At 73.4% G+C, this 14,197-nt stretch carries 13 protein-coding genes and 1 pseudogene; 7 read left to right on the top strand and 7 right to left on the bottom strand.

Going from position 1 to position 14,197, the window contains the following annotated elements:
- Positions 1-4: 4 nt before the first annotated feature.
- Positions 5-901, bottom strand: a complete 897-nt coding sequence (locus GHR20_RS34280; RefSeq protein ID WP_153815435.1) for a universal stress protein — start codon at positions 899-901, stop codon at positions 5-7.
- Positions 902-1,370: 469 nt separating this feature from the next.
- Here GHR20_RS34280 and GHR20_RS34275 point away from each other — a divergent pair, with 469 nt between their 5' ends.
- Positions 1,371-2,282 carry a universal stress protein gene (locus GHR20_RS34275; protein WP_153815434.1) on the top strand — a complete coding sequence of 304 codons (912 nt, stop codon included), beginning with the start codon at positions 1,371-1,373 and terminating at the stop codon, positions 2,280-2,282.
- A gap of 1,139 nt (positions 2,283-3,421) precedes the next feature.
- Here GHR20_RS34275 and GHR20_RS34270 read toward each other — a convergent pair.
- Together GHR20_RS34270 and GHR20_RS34265 are read right to left on the bottom strand one after the other, a co-directional pair.
- Positions 3,422-4,096: a CBS domain-containing protein gene (locus tag GHR20_RS34270; protein WP_153815433.1), complete on the bottom strand. Its 675-nt coding sequence runs from the start codon at positions 4,094-4,096 to the stop codon at positions 3,422-3,424.
- Between the two features lie 175 nt (positions 4,097-4,271).
- On the bottom strand, positions 4,272-4,919 hold the full coding sequence (locus tag GHR20_RS34265) for an FMN-binding negative transcriptional regulator (RefSeq protein WP_153815432.1): 648 nt from the start codon (positions 4,917-4,919) through the stop codon (positions 4,272-4,274).
- Positions 4,920-5,184: 265 nt separating this feature from the next.
- Here GHR20_RS34265 and GHR20_RS38420 point away from each other — a divergent pair.
- Positions 5,185-5,310 (top strand): annotated as a pseudogene (locus GHR20_RS38420) (glycosyl transferase); the annotation flags it as partial.
- A gap of 178 nt (positions 5,311-5,488) precedes the next feature.
- On the opposite strand, the gene GHR20_RS34255 reads toward GHR20_RS38420, so the two are convergent.
- On the bottom strand, positions 5,489-6,568 hold the full coding sequence (locus tag GHR20_RS34255) for an acyl-CoA desaturase (RefSeq protein ID WP_153815431.1): 1,080 nt from the start codon (positions 6,566-6,568) through the stop codon (positions 5,489-5,491).
- Between the two features lie 174 nt (positions 6,569-6,742).
- The gene (locus GHR20_RS34250) at positions 6,743-7,714 is read right to left on the bottom strand and encodes a hypothetical protein (RefSeq protein ID WP_153815430.1); all 972 of its coding nucleotides are present in this window, start codon (positions 7,712-7,714) and stop codon (positions 6,743-6,745) included.
- A gap of 174 nt (positions 7,715-7,888) precedes the next feature.
- Between GHR20_RS34250 and GHR20_RS34245 the strand changes: the two genes are divergently transcribed.
- The 4 genes from GHR20_RS34245 to GHR20_RS34230 all read left to right on the top strand — a co-directional run bounded on the left by GHR20_RS34245 (position 7,889) and on the right by GHR20_RS34230 (position 11,314).
- A complete protein-coding gene (locus tag GHR20_RS34245; RefSeq protein WP_153815429.1) occupies positions 7,889-8,677 on the top strand; it encodes an SAM-dependent methyltransferase in 789 nt (262 codons plus the stop codon).
- Between the two features lie 123 nt (positions 8,678-8,800).
- Complete coding sequence (locus tag GHR20_RS34240; protein ID WP_111582811.1) at positions 8,801-9,247, top strand: MarR family transcriptional regulator; 447 nt, start codon at positions 8,801-8,803, stop codon at positions 9,245-9,247.
- Positions 9,240-10,664 carry an MFS transporter gene (locus tag GHR20_RS34235; protein ID WP_194859066.1) on the top strand — a complete coding sequence of 475 codons (1,425 nt, stop codon included), beginning with the start codon at positions 9,240-9,242 and terminating at the stop codon, positions 10,662-10,664. The genes GHR20_RS34240 and GHR20_RS34235 overlap by 8 nt, the downstream gene beginning before the upstream one ends.
- Before the next feature lie 92 nt (positions 10,665-10,756).
- Complete coding sequence (locus GHR20_RS34230; RefSeq protein WP_153815428.1) at positions 10,757-11,314, top strand: cysteine hydrolase; 558 nt, start codon at positions 10,757-10,759, stop codon at positions 11,312-11,314.
- Between the two features lie 15 nt (positions 11,315-11,329).
- On the opposite strand, the gene GHR20_RS34225 is transcribed toward GHR20_RS34230, so the two are convergent.
- Together GHR20_RS34225 and GHR20_RS34220 are read right to left on the bottom strand one after the other, a co-directional pair.
- Positions 11,330-12,439 carry a DUF6745 domain-containing protein gene (locus GHR20_RS34225; protein WP_343336034.1) on the bottom strand — a complete coding sequence of 370 codons (1,110 nt, stop codon included), beginning with the start codon at positions 12,437-12,439 and terminating at the stop codon, positions 11,330-11,332.
- A gap of 302 nt (positions 12,440-12,741) precedes the next feature.
- Positions 12,742-13,068 carry a hypothetical protein gene (locus GHR20_RS34220; protein WP_153815427.1) on the bottom strand — a complete coding sequence of 109 codons (327 nt, stop codon included), beginning with the start codon at positions 13,066-13,068 and terminating at the stop codon, positions 12,742-12,744.
- A gap of 174 nt (positions 13,069-13,242) precedes the next feature.
- On the opposite strand from GHR20_RS34220, the gene GHR20_RS34215 reads away from it, so the two are divergent.
- On the top strand, positions 13,243-14,193 hold the full coding sequence (locus GHR20_RS34215; RefSeq protein WP_148025720.1) for an STM4015 family protein: 951 nt from the start codon (positions 13,243-13,245) through the stop codon (positions 14,191-14,193).
- The last annotated feature ends 4 nt before the right edge of the window (positions 14,194-14,197 follow it).

Raw genomic sequence — 14,197 nt, 5'->3', positions numbered from 1 at the left:
ACCGTCAGCTGTGCGGGACGACCGCGACCGGGGCGGCGATGTGGTGCAGGGCGGAGTGCAGGACGTGCCCGAGGTGGAAGCCGAAGGCGCGGGTGCGGATGCGGCGGCCGACGGCCACGAGGCAGGCGTCGTGGGACTGGTCGACGAGGACCTGTGCGGCGCTGCCGCAGCGGCTCGCCTCGATCACCTCCACGTCCGGGTACCTCTGCTTCCAGGGGCGCAGCACCTCGGTCAGCAGGGCGGCCTGCCCGCGCTGTAGGTCGTCGTAGAGTTCGGCGTCGCCGTAGAAGCGGTAGAAGGAGGTCGGCGGCTCGGGCCAGACATGGACGGCGCGCAGCGGGACCCCGTGCAGCGAGGCGGCGTCGAAGGCGAACTCCAGCAGGGCTTCTGCCGGGTCGTCGGCGTCGAGGCCGAGCACCACGGCCCCGGTGCCGGGCGGTGCGCCCGCCGGTTCCGTCCGGGGTGCGTCGCCGGTCTCCTCCCCCGCCCGCACCAGCACCACCGGGCGTTCGGCGCGGGCCACGACGGCGAGGCTCACCGAGCCGACCAGGAACCCGCCGAGCCGGCCGAGGCCCCGGGAGCCCAGCACGAGCAGTTCGGCTTCGCCGGCGGCCTCGCACAGCACGTCGGCCACGGTCCCCGTGAGCTGCGCGGTGCCGACGTCGAGGCCCGGATGGCGGGTCCGGATGCCGGTGGCGGCCTCTTCCGCCATCCGCTCGGCCCAGCGCCGGTAGCTGTCGAGGTCGAACAGCGGGGTCCGGGCCGCCATCCGGGGTGTGGGCTCCTGGACGTACACGATCTTCAGGGGCAGGCCGCGCAGCCGCGCCTCGCGTGCCGCCCACTCGGCGGCGGCCCGGCTCTCGGGCGAGTCGTCGATGCCTGCGGTGACGGTTCGGGGCATGGTCCGCGCCTCCGGGGTGGGTTCCGGCACCGGCGTGATGCCGCGGTGGCGACCGGTGCCGGGTGCCTGGGGCGAGGAGGGTCTTCGCCTCGACACCTCGATCCCTCGGCCGCGCCGGCGAACCGCTCGGTCTCCGCGCGCAGCCGCCGCGAGGTCACTGCGGGTGGCCACCGCGGGTGGTCCGCCGCAGGTGGTCGCCGCGGGTGGTCCGCCGGGTATCCGTCCGGTCAGTTCCACGATGCCGTCGCGCACGGCTGTCCGCACGGCGTCCCGGCCGTCCGCACGGCGTCCCCGTCGCCCGGCGGCCGTCCCTTCCGCGGAGAGCTCCTCCGGTCCGGCGCGCGAGGACGGGGTCCTGTCCTCGTGCCGAGGGGCCCCGCCGGGGGCCGATGGTCCCCTGGCAGGGCCCCCGGTTCCGGGCTTTCATGGAAGTCGCGGCGGTGCTCCGCCGCAGGGAGGAGATGGGGCGATGTCCGCTCCCGTACCCGCGAGCAAGGACGACCGGAACCCCGGCCCCGGCCGCCGGCCGATCGTGGTGGGACTCGATCCCGACCCCGCCCGGCGGACGGCACCGGCCTGGGCCGCGGACGAGGCCGCCCGCCGCCGGCTGCCGCTGCGTCTGGTCCATGTCGAGGGCGTACCGACCCCCGGCGATCGGAGAACGGCGGTCCCGCCCTCCTGGGAGGGGTGGAACGAGGCGCTGCACGAGGCCGGGAAGAAGGTGCTGGAGGAGGCCGCGGAGTTCGTCACGGCCCGGCACCCGGGGCTTGAGGTGGACACGCTGCTCGCCGAGGGCGATCCGGTGTGGACGCTGTGCGAGCAGAGCCGCGACGCCACCTCGCTCGTCCTCGGCTCGCACCACCTGAGCCGGCGCCAGGAGGTGTTCGGGTCCGCGTCGATCGCCCTCCCGGTGATGGCCCGTACCCACTGCCCGCTGGTGGTCGTGCCGGAGCCGGAGCACACCACGCAGGACCCGCCGTACTACGTCGTCGGCGTCGACGGCAGCGAACGCTCCGCGGCGGCGGTGGACGTGGCGTTCGAGGAGGCGGCGCTGCGCGGCGCGGGGCTGCGGGCCCTGTTCGTGTGGGAGCACGGTCCGCTGCGGGTCTTCGACGAGCGCGGGCCGCAGGCGGAGTCCCGCCGGCTCCTCTCCGAGATCGTGGCGGGCCGCCATGCCCGCTATCCCGAGGTGGACCTGCGCCACGAGGTGGTGGCGGGCCATCCGGTGCAGGTGCTGACCGAAGCCGCGGAGCACGCGCTGGGCCTGGTGGTGGGCACGCGCGGGCGCGGCGGCTTCGCCGGCATGCTGCTGGGCTCGGTGAGCCAGGGTGTGCTGCATCATGCCCGCTGCCCCGTGATCGCGGTCCCGACGCACGGGTGAGCCGGGGCGCCGGGCCGGTACGAGGGGAGCCACCGTGACCGTGGTGCCCCTCGCCGTGCGCTCGGTCACCGCGCTCGTCACGGACGCCACCGCGGCGCTCTCCCTGGGCAACGCGCGGCCCTGGGCGTTCCGTTGCCTGCGGGACGCGGGCGTGCTGCGGCTACGGCTTTACGCCGACCCACAGCGCGCGTTCCCGCACGCCGACCCGGAGAACCGGGGCCTGCGCCTGGGCGCCGCAGGGCCGTGCTGCCGAACCTTCGGGCGTCCGCCGCCGCGGCGGGGCTCGCCCCGGGCGTACCGCTGCCGCCCGGCCCGGTACGGACCGAGCTGCTCGCCGAGGTGTGGCTGGCCGGCGGCACCAGGTCGCCCGACGACATGCCGACCGCGCCGCAACCGGCGGTCGCGCGGCGACACCCCAGCCGCTTCCCCTGCCGCGCCGAGGACATCCCCACCGACGTGCGGGAACGGTTGGCCGAGGCGACGCGTGCCGAGGGCGCCGCGCGTGCCGAGGGCACCCAGCTGGTGCTCCCGGGCGTCTGGCACATGCGGTCGATCCTGGGCCTGGTGCGGGACGCCGAGGGCCGCGAGGCGAGCGATCCGGCCGCGCGGGCAGAGGGAGCGCTGGACGCGTGGGCAACCGGCCGCGGCGGGCGCCGGAGGCCCGTCCGGCGGCATCCCCGCCGAGGCGCCCGCGACGCGGCTTCGCCGCAGGCCGTACGGTGCCCGCGCGCGGCCGGGCGGTCTTCGAGGAGACCCCGCCCCGAAAGTCGCGCTGCCGGGCACGGCCGAGGACGGTCCGGTGGACTGGGTCTGCGCCGGTCAGGCGCTGGAGCGCGTCCTGCTCCGGGCCACCACCGACGGGCTGGTGGCCACTCGCCTCCCGGCCCCTGGAGTGTTCCGAGATCCGCTGGGCCGTCCGCGACCCCGTCTCGGCCATGGGCTACGTCCGGATGGTCCTCCGGCTCGGCTACGGCCCCAAGGGTCCCGCGAGCCCTCGGCAACCGGTGGCCGACGTGCGGGACGCCGTCCGAGCGGACTTCGACGCGCAGCGCGGGCTTCGGCGCGCAGCGGAAAACGGTCGTTCGAGGTCATTCCGGCGGCGGGTCCGGGGCGGGTCCTCGGCGGGCGGACACCCGCGTTCAGGTGCCGGTGGGCGCGCCCCGGGCGTCGTCCGTGCGGAAGGTGAGGTCCCCGGACACCGACACGACCCCGTCGACGCCGCGGCACAGCTGCTCGACCACCGGGATCTGGCTCTTGAACTCCACGATGCCGGAGAGGGTGACCCGGCCGTCGCGCACGTCGGCCGTCACATCCCGGGGGTCCAGGAGCAGCGTGCCCCGCAGCAGATCCCGGTTGATCTCCTCGCGGATCGCCTCGTCGCGGCGCAGGAAGATCCGCAGCAGGTCGGCACGGCTGACGATGCCCACGAGCCGGTCCGCCTCGTCCACCACGGGCAGGCGTTTGACGTGCTGGGTCTCCATGAACCGGGCGGCCTCGACCACGGTCCACTCGGGCCTGGCGCACACCGCGGGGGCGGACATCACTTCCTCGGCGCGGGCGCCCTCCGCCTTGGCCCGCTCCCATGCCTCCAGATGCGGGACGGGGGTCGGTCCCGACGGGTCGGCCTGATCGGCGCTCTTGCGCAGCAGATCGGCCTCGGACACCACGCCGACCGGACGGCCCGTCTCGTCCACCACGGGTACGGCGGTGATGTCGTTCTCCTCCAGCAGCCTCGCGATCTCCTTGAACGAGGTGTCACGCCGGGCCCGGACGACGTCCCGAGTCATGAGCTCCTCGACCGTGCGGTGGTGCATGTCGCCTCCCGGATACGGGGCGCCCACCTCGCGGAGACCGGGCTGCGGCCCCGTACGACGGTGAGGCCCGCGTGGCAGGTCGGATACAGCACCATTCTGCGGAGAGTACGGCGATCATGCGAGCTCACCCGGCGACCGGCCCGGCGCCGGGGTGAGGCGTGGTCCGGTGGCCGGGTCAGGGCTTCCAGGTGCCGACGCGGTCCACGCGGCGCAGCTGCTGGCGGGCCGTGGGCACGTCGAGGCCCTCGCCGCGTTCGGTGAGGCGGTCGGCGACGGTGGTGCGCAGTTCCACGGGCTTCTGGTTGTCGTACTTGAACTTGGCCCGCACCTCGACGACGTCCAGTTCCAGACCCCGGATGCCAGGCAGCATCCGGCCGTAGGGCGGCTGGTCGACCTCGACGGGGGCGTGGTCGCCGTCGGGCTGGAAGTGCGCCAGCTGGCGGCGCAGCAGCTCGGCCTTGGCCTCGGGGTCGTCGATGACGCGGGCGCGGCAGGTGAACTGGACGGCCGCGTAGTAGCTGGTCGGCACGCCGTCGGTGGGCGGGACGCCGGGCGCGGCGCGCCAGGTGCCGGGGATGAAGGCGTAGTCGCCGCTGACGTCGAAGGTGACGTTCGGGTCGCGCTCGATCGCCTTCCAGACCGGGTTGGGCCGGGCGAGGTGGATCAGCAGGCGGTTGCCGTCGGTGACGAAGTGGGTGGGGACGACGACGGGCGCGGCACCGGGCAGTCCGTTGACGCAGAGGTGTCCGAAGTCGTGGCCGTCGGCTATCCAGGTCTGCCATTCGGCGTCGTCCAGACCGGCGTCCCAGGGCTGGATGAACATACGGGTCTCCTCGACGGTGCTGCGGCGGGTCGGGCGGCACCGGGCACGGCACGTCCCTCACCAGCGGTGGAACGAGTGGACCGTACAACAGCTCGACCCGGCAGCGTCAACCACTTGACCATGCGGTCCCTTTCACCGCACCACGCCCCGGCGGGGACCGGACGACGGGCCCGCGCCAATCGGCGCCCGGGGCGGCACGCACCACGATCATGGAACAGCCCGCCACAGCCGAGCCCCCCCCCCCCCCCCCCCGAGGAGCCCCCAGTACGCCGGCATGGGCGGCTGCGGCGAGGGGCTGCGGGCGGGGGTTCCGATGATCGCCGTGCCGCAGGCCGCCGAGCAGTCCATGAACGCGGACCGGCTGGTGGAGCTGGGTGTGGCCCGTCGTATCGACACCGGTGACGCCACCGCCGACGCCCTCCGGGCCGCTCCGCTCGGCGCGGCTGAGTGCGGAGGCGCGGGCCGAGGGCGGCACCGTGCGCGCCGCCGATCTGATCGAGGAGATGCTGGGCTGACCCTCGCGGTTCCCGGGGCCGCTCGCGGAGACCGGGCGGCCCCGGGGCCGTACGTCAGGAGGCCGTCCTGCGCTGCCGCCTGATCGGCTCTCCCACCCGGTGCATATGGGTGAGCGCCTCGCGGTAGGACCGGATCAGTCCGGTCTCGTGGTACGGCACGCCTATCTCCGCGCAGTACGCCCGCACGACGGTCCGGGCCTTGCGCAGATGGGGCGTGGGCATGCTCGGGAACAGGTGGTGCTCGATCTGGTAGTTGAGTCCGCCGAGCAGCACATCGGTGAGCAGGCCGCCGCGCACATTGCGGGAGGTGAGCACCTGGCGGCGCAGGAAGTCGGGCCGTTCGTCGCCGCTGAGGGTCGGCATGCCCTTGTGGTTCGGTGCGAAGGTGCAGCCCAGATAGACGCCGAACAGGCACTGGTGCACGGCGAGGAACGCCACCGCCTTCCCGGGGGACAGCACCAGGAACAGCGCGGCCAGGTAGGCCGCCATGTGGAAGAAGAGCAGGGAGCCCTCCAGCAGCCGGTTCTTCGTCTGCGGCGAGCGCAGTGCGCGCACGCCGGCCACATGCAGGTTGAAGCCCTCCAGGGTCAGCAACGGGAAGAAAAGGAACGCCTGGTGGCCTCCGACGAGCCGGGCCAGCCCCTTGCTCCTGCGGGCCTGGCCGGTGGACCACACCAGGATGTCGGGGGCGACATCGGGGTCGAGTTCCTCGTGGTTGGGGTTGGCGTGGTGGCGGGTGTGCTTGTTCATCCACCAGCCGTAGCTCATGCCGATGGCGAGGTTGCCGAAGAGCCGGCCCCAGGTCTCGCTCGGCCGGCGCCGCCGGAAGACCTGCCGGTGGGCCAGGTCGTGTGCCACCAGGGCGACTTGGCCGAAGACCAGGGCGAGGAAGGCGGCGACCGCGAGTTGCCACCAGGTGTCGCCGAGCACGGCGAAGGCACCCCAGCCCGCCGCCAGCAGCGCGATCACCAGGCCGAGCCGCACCGTGTAGTAACCGGGGCGCCGCTTCATCAAACCCGCCTCGGTGATACGCCGGGAGAGTCCGGCGAAGTCGCTGCCGGCCCGCGGCGGCGAGGTGCGGGAAGGGGCGGCGGATGGGCCCGTGACCACGGGTGCGTCGGTGGAAATCGTCATGCGTCGAGTCTCCCGACGGCCGTCCGCCCGGGACAGCCTGCCAGCCACCGGACCGACGGGGGGCTGCCCCCCGGTCCGGTCAGGGGGTAGCCACCCCGGTCCAGGTCAGGGGGCTGCCGCCCCGGAGTCGCCCCCGGCGAAGGCGGGCCGCTCCAGGGCGGTCGGTGAGGGGCGTCAGGAGTCGGACGGGGGCTTGTACAGGCGCACCGTGGCGGCGATCTTCCGTACCGTCTCGTCCGTCACCTCGCCGGAGACCCCCTTGGCGCCGAAGAAGGACCAGGAGACCAGGTCGCCCTGGCCGTTCTTGAAGGCGAAGGTCCACGCCTTGCCGTCCGTCACGCACTTCTGGGACTTCTTGACCCCTGTCGACCAGGCGCTGCCCAGGTCGCCCTCGATCCCGGAGGCGGTGGTGAAGGGTTCGACGGCGCCGGACTTCACCTTGGCCTTGTCGGGCTGGGTGTAGGCGCCGTAGACCCAGGTCCTCGGGTCGGCGCCGGCTATCTCCTCGGTGCTGCGCGCCCCGTTGTTGCGTCGGCTGCCCGCGGTGGCCAGGGCGGTGTCGTCCACGGTGCCGTTCTTGTCGGTGTCCGCGGAGCACCACTCGGGCTGGAGGGACGCGGGGGCCTGGACCCCGATGAGCGGCTTGTCGTCGGGGTCGTCGTTCTTGGAGACATAGGTGACCCAGTCGGGGGTCTGCAGCTTCCACTGCGGCGGGACGTCGAAGGCGATGCCCTGCGCCGGGTTGGTGACGACCTTCCAGCCCTTGACCGTGGCGGTACGGCCGTCGGGGCTGCGCGGATTGTCCGTGCTCTGCCGCGGCGCACCGGTCGGGGCCGGGGTGGGGTCCGGGTCCACCCGGTCGTGCCTGTCTCCGCCGAGCAGCACGAAGCCGGTGACACCCGCGGCGAGGACGACGGCCGCGGCGGCGATGACCGCGACGAGCCTGGTACGGTCCCGGCCGGGTCCGCCACCCGTCGGCGGGGGCACGGGCGCGCCGGCCGGCCCGGTGGGCGCGTTCCACGGTGGGGGCTGCTGATAGGGGTTCGGCTGGTGGTACCCGGCCTGCTGGTACGGGTTCGGCTGATGTTCGACCGGGGGCTGCTGCGGTTCCTGTCCGCCCCCCGGTGGCTGCTCTCCTGGCCACATGTGAGGCAACGATACGGCGGGCGTCCCCCGCCCCCGGACGGGGGTGATCGCCCCGAGGGACGGTCTCCACGCACGTCGCCCACCGCGGGGCACACCGGGGCGAAGGCACGCGCATCCGGCTCGGCGGATACCTACGATGACGCCGACGACGGTGCGAGGAAGGGGAGTCGGCCCATGGCGGCGGACGCGGACGGACAGAAGCCGAGCATTGCCCGGGTGTACGACTATCTGCTCGGCGGCAAGGACAACTACCCCGTCGACCGGGAGATCGGCGACCACTTCAAGGTGAACCTGCCGGGGTCGGTCGCCATCGCCCGTACCAACCGAGGGGCGTTGATCCGCGCGGTCCGCACCCTCGCGCGCGGCGGTGTCCGGCAGTTCATCGACCTGGGGAGCGGACTGCCGACGGCCGACAACGTCCACCAGGTCGCCCAGCGCCATCAGCCCGGGGCGGCCGTCGTCTACGTCGACACGGACCCGACCGTCCTCGCCCACGGCCGGGCGCTGGTGGCGGGGAGCGAGTCCACGACCGTCGTCGACGGCGATGTCCGCGACCCCGACGCCATCCGCCACCACCCGGATACCGAGCGGCTGATCGACTTCGGGCAGCCGGTCGGCGTCATCCTCAGTGCCGTCCTGCACCATCTTGAGGACGACGAGGACCCGGCCGGGATCGTCCGCCACTGGGCCGGGCTGGTCGTGCCCGGCAGCCACGTCTTCATCTCCCACTTCCGCTCCGGCCACAACGCGGAGACCGAGGCCGCCCAGGCCAAACTCATCGACACCTTCGGCCGCGGCCGCTGGCGCACGGACACCGAACTCCACGCCCTCTTCGGCACCCTGTCCCTCCAGCCCCCGGGCATCGTCCCCGCCGTCCGATGGCGCCCCGACCTCTGCGAGGAGGCCCGGACACCGACCGTGTGGGAACAACTCATCGCGGCGGGACTGGCGAGGAAGGCATAGGAATCCCCCGCCCGAAGCACGTCGGCGGCCGGACGGCGGGCATTCCCGTGACCCGATGGCCGTACAGACGAAACTGTACAGGTGTAGTTGTACAGGCATGACTGTACAGATTAGAGTGCGGGTATGAGTGAGAATCCGAGTCTGCCGCCCTCGGCGGTCGAGGCGTCGCGTGAGGTCCGCGCGGTGATCAGCCGGTTGCGGCGGCGCATCCTGAAGGCTTCCGAGGCCGAGGACATCACGCTGGGGCAGGCGTCCGTGCTGGCCCGGCTGGCCGACAAGGGAGGGGTCACGGCGAGCGAGCTGGCCACGGCCGAGGGGGTGCGGCACCAGTCGATGACGGCGATGGTCGCCGCGCTCGTCGCGCTGGGCCTGGTGGAGCGCGCCCCGGACCCGGACGACGGGCGGCGGCTGCTCATCGAACTGACCGCGGCGGGCCGCCGCCGGGTGGAGAAGGGACGGCAGGCCCGCACGGAGTGGCTCGCCGGCCGGTTGCAGGAGCGGTGCACGGAAGAGGAACGCCGCACGGTGATCGCCGCCATGTCCGTACTGGAGCGGCTGACCCATGACTGAGACGGAACCGGGGGCGATACGGGAGACGGACCGGCCCGGATTCGACCGCCGGCTGCTGCCGCCGATGATGCTGGGCTCGGTCCTGAACCCGATCAACTCCACCATCATCTCCGTCGCGCTCGTCCCCATCGGCAGGGCCCTGGGCGCACCGGCCGCGCAGACCGCGTGGCTGGTCTCCGCCCTCTATCTGGCCACCTCCCTCGGGCAGCCGGTGGTGGGCCGGCTCATCGACCTCTTCGGGCCGCGCAGGCTCTTCCTCGCCAGCACCAGCCTGGTCGGCGTCGCCGGTGTCGTCGGCACCCTGGCCCCGAACATGGCGGTGCTGATCGTCGCCCGAGTCCTGCTCGGATTCGGCACCTGCTCCGGCTATCCCGCCGCGATGGCCCTGGTGCGCAGCGAGGCCAAGCGCACCGGGCGGGACAGCCCCGGCGGGGTGCTGACCGCGCTGGCGGTCGCCAACCAGACCGTCGCGGTCATCGGCCCGCTGCTCGGCGGACTGCTGATCGCGGTGGGCGGCTGGCGGGCCACCTTCGCCCTGAACGTGCCGCTGTCCGTCGCCTCCGTGGTGCTGGGCCTGCTCTGGCTGCCCAGGTCGGCTCCCGTGACGGACGATCCGGCCGGGCGGCGCGGCGGCCTGGCCGCCCAACTCGACCTGCCCGGCATGGCCCTGTTCGCCGCGACCCTCACCTCGCTGCTGCTGTTCCTGATGAACCCCCATCCGCGCGACGGGTACCTGCTGGTCGTCGCCGCGGCCCTGGGCGCCGGGTTCGCGGCGCGGGAGCTGCGCGCCGCCACCCCCTTCATCGACCTGCGGGTGTTCGGCGGCAACATGCCCCTGCTGACCACGTACCTGCGCGCCCTCGTCGCGTACGTCGTCGCCTACGCCTTCCTCTACGGCTTCAGCCAGTGGACCGAGGAGGGCTACGGGCTGTCCCCCTTCCGCGCCGGGCTGGTGCAGATCCCCACGTTCCTGGTCGCGATCGGTGTCTCCATCGTCTCCGGGCGGCGGCCGGGCGTGCGCGGGAAGCTGCTGGTCGGCGCGGCGGGGCAGATCGTCGCCTGTCTGCTGATGCTCACGCTCGCCGGGAGCAGCCCGCTGTGGACGCTGTTCCTCGTCACGCTGGTCTTCGGCATTCCGCAGGGGCTGAACAATCTGGCCCTCCAGAACTCCGTCTATTTCCAGGCCGATCCGGAGCGCATCGCGTCCTCGGCCGGGCTGCTGCGCACCTTCGCCTACATCGGCTCGATGATCGCCTCCTCCGCGGCCGCCGCGTCCTTCGGGAAGCACATCGACACCGGTGGTATGCACCACCTAGTGTGGATCATGCTCGGCGCCGGAGTGCTCTACCTGCTGCTGACCGTCCTCGACCGCTCCCTCGACCGGGCCCCGGCTCCGGACAGCCAGGCGGCGAAGTAGTCCCGAAGCCGCCCCTCCCGGGGGCCGAGGACCGCACCCCCCCGTATGTCCGCACGACCGTAATTCCGCACGACCGTACGAAAGGCACCACCATGCCCCACACCGCGTTACTGCTCATGGACGTCCAGAACTGCCACCTCCCCCAGGTGGCCGACGGCTACCTCCCCCATGCCGTGCGCGCCCTGCGCACCGCCCGCGCCGCCGGTGTCCCGGTCATTCATGTGGCGCTCCAGCTGCGTCCCGGCCACGTCGACGCCCACCCCTGCAACAAGACCTTCGGCGGCCTGCCGACGCACCTGTTCACGGCGGACGACCCGGGTGCCGCTATCCACCCGGACGTCGCCCCCGCGGACGGGGAGATCGTCGTGTACAAGAACCGGGTCAGCGCGTTCAGCGGAAACAATCTCCAGCAGATCCTGGGCGCTCAGGGCATCGACCATCTCGTCCTGGCGGGCATAGCCACCAGTGGGATCGTGCTGTCCACCGCGCTCCAGGCCGCCGACCTCGACTACCGGGTCACCGTGCTGTCCGACGCCTGCGCCGACCCCGAGCCCTCGCTGCACGACGCCCTCGTCAGCGGCGTCCTCCCTCAGCGCGGCGAGGTCACCACGGTCGAGGCATGGGGACACACGCTCCAGACCGGGTCCTGAGCGGTCCCGGCCGGCTCAGGTCTGGCGCATCGGCGTGTACTCCGCCTCCTCAAGGCCGAAGGTCCAGGCGACGCCCTCCCGTGCGGTGCGGGTACGGGGCGGGACGCGGAGCCAGTAGGTGCGGTGGGTGCCGTCGGGTTCCGGGGTGGAGTTGACGACCTCGACCATCACCTGCGGCTCGTCACCCTCCAGTTCGAGGCGCCAGAGCACACCCGTCTCGTCCCGCTGGGCCGGCGCGGCCTCGGACTCCTTCAGGTAGCGGTCGTAGCCGTAGTGCTCCAGCATCACGCGGCGCAGTTCGGCGTTCTCCTCCTCACGTATCCGCCGGGGCGTCAACTCGGTGAGTTCGCGGAGAAATTCGGGCGGGACGGGCATGCCGCGCCAGGCGTACAGGGCGAAGCCGCCGGGGAAGGCGAGCGCGGGGCGGTCGCCCCGGTCGAGCCGGCCCGCCTCGTCCAGGTGGAGTTCCGCGGGGCGCTCGCAGACGATCGCCGTCCTCTCGTACGGCCACCACCAGCCCGCGGTTCGGGCCACCGCGGCGATACCGGCGAGCGCCTCCCCGCCCTCCTGGCCGTCGAACGCCGCCAGCCACGCGGCGTCGTGCTGGCCCAGGACGGCATCGAGGAGCGTCAGGCGGACGGCCTGTTCGGCGGCCGCCGCTCCCTTCGCCGCCGTTTCCGCATCGACCGGGGTACCGTTCGCCTGGTTCGAAGTGGCCGCGGGGCCGGCCAGTTCCTCGACCAGCCCGGTCCGTATCCGCTCGGTCAGCATCACCAGGCCGTCCCACAGCTGAGCCCCGGTCAGGGCCCAGTGCTCGGCCCAGCCGTCCGGGCCCAGCCGGTCGAGGAGGCGCCGACGGGCCGCCGCCCACGGCCGGGTGCGTACCGCGTCGCGGACACTTCGCCCGGGGGTGCCCTCCGCGGTCAGCCGGGCGGCCAGGGCCGCGCCCTCGCGGGGCGAGTCCGCCCAGACGACGCTCTCGGGCTCGGGCAGCCCCGCGAGCCGGTAGGCCAGACGCACGCCCGCCTCGGCGGCCGCGCGGTCCGCGGCACCGGTCGCCGAGGCCACCGCCCGCCAGGTGTGGGCGGCCTCCGCCGTCGCCACCGCGCCGCCTCCCGTCGTCACCGCACCGCTCCCCGCCGTCACCACACCGTCCCCCGTCATCACCGCACCGCTCCCCGTCATCACCGCACCGCTCCCCGACGTCATCGTCTCCCCGGCTTCCCCACCGACCGCGCTCATCGATCCCCCATCTCCCCCGACAACCGCCCCCGCCGTTTCCCCTGTTGTCCCACCGACCGCCACCATCGAGCCCTCGGCTCCCCCGCCAGCCGCTGCCGCCGTCGGTCCCCCCGCATCCCCGCCGACCGCCGTCATGACTCCCCCGCTCCCCGCACCGACCGCCGTCACCGTCATGCCCCGCCCGCTCAGTCGGCCACGACGCGGACCGCGCCGGGGACGTACTCGCGCTGGCGCACCACGCGGTACCAGCCCTTGGGCAGCGGTATCGCCGCGTGTTCCTCGTGCACCACCCGTCCGCCGTCCGGGAGATGGAGGTACGCGGTGCCGAACGGGCCGCTCTCGCGGACCAGGGTGCCCGGCCCGACCACGGCGTGCGCGTGGCCGGTGACCTCGCCGAGGTCCAGCACCAGCCTGCCCCGGGCGTCCCGCGGCTGACGCGGCAGCCGGTCGGTGCCGGGCGGCACGGCCTCCTCCGCGACGGGCACGATCAGGACGTCTCCTTGCCGGTACACAGCTGTCTCCCTCCCCGTCGGCACCTCGCCGACCGATGACCACGACGCTACGCGGGGGGTCTGACAACGGCCCCGCGAGCGGCTTCCCCACAGCCCGTCATCCGCGTTGTCAGTGCGGGTTGGTAGAACTCTTGCCACCACCGCACGATCACGGTCCCAGGAGGCCAGCGCGTCATGTCGAACGTCGAGCATCTGAAGGAACTGCACGGCCTCCCGGCCTTCGAGTTCGAACCCGAGCCGCAGCGGGAGCTGCCGGAGGCGGGCGCCGTGGCATGGCGGCTGGCCGTCGATCCGTACGGGGACTCGGACATCGCCTTCGAGGAACTGTGGGACCGCTTCCTCGGGGCCGTGGATCCGGCCGGGATACGCGCGATCATCGTGGGCCCGTGGGGCGAGGCGTACGACAACGACTCCGAACTGATCGTGAGCCGCCTGGTGAAGGACCGGGAGCGGCTGACCGGACTGCGGGCCGTGTTCATCGGTGACCTGGAGATGGAGGAGGCGGAGATCTCCTGGATCGAGCAGACCGATGTCACCCCGGTCCTCGCCGCCTATCCGCGGTTGGCGGAGCTCGGGATCCGCGGCGGCTCCGGGCTGCGCTTCCCGGCGGTGCGCCATGAGGGCCTGCGCACCCTCCGGTTCGAGGCCGGCGGTCTGCCCGGCGAGGTCGTGCGCGGTGTCGCCGGCAGCGAACTGCCCGCGCTGGAGCACCTCGACATGTGGCTCGGTGTGCCGGAGTACGGAGGCGACGCGACGGTGGCCGACCTCGCGCCCGTGCTCGCCGGGGGCGGCTTCCCGGCGCTGCGCCATCTCGGCCTGCGCAACAGCGAGATCCAGGACGAGATCGCCGCCGCCGTCGCGAGCGCCCCGGTCGTCGCCCAGCTGGCCTCGCTCGACCTGTCCATGGGCGTGCTCACCGACGAGGGGATGACCGCGCTGCTCGGCGGGCAGCCGCTCACCCATCTGACCAGGCTCGACCTGCACCACAACTATGTCACCGAGGCGGTGGCCGAGCGGGTCCGGGCGGCGCTGGAGCCGTCCGGTGTCGAGGTCGACCTGTCCGAGCCCGGCGACACCTGGGAGCACGAGGGCGTCGTGCACCGCTACACCGCGGTCGCGGAGTGAGGCC

Source organism: Streptomyces sp. SUK 48, assembly GCF_009650765.1.
Lineage (GTDB): Bacteria > Actinomycetota > Actinomycetes > Streptomycetales > Streptomycetaceae > Streptomyces.
This window is presented reverse-complemented; position numbering and strand designations above follow the sequence as displayed.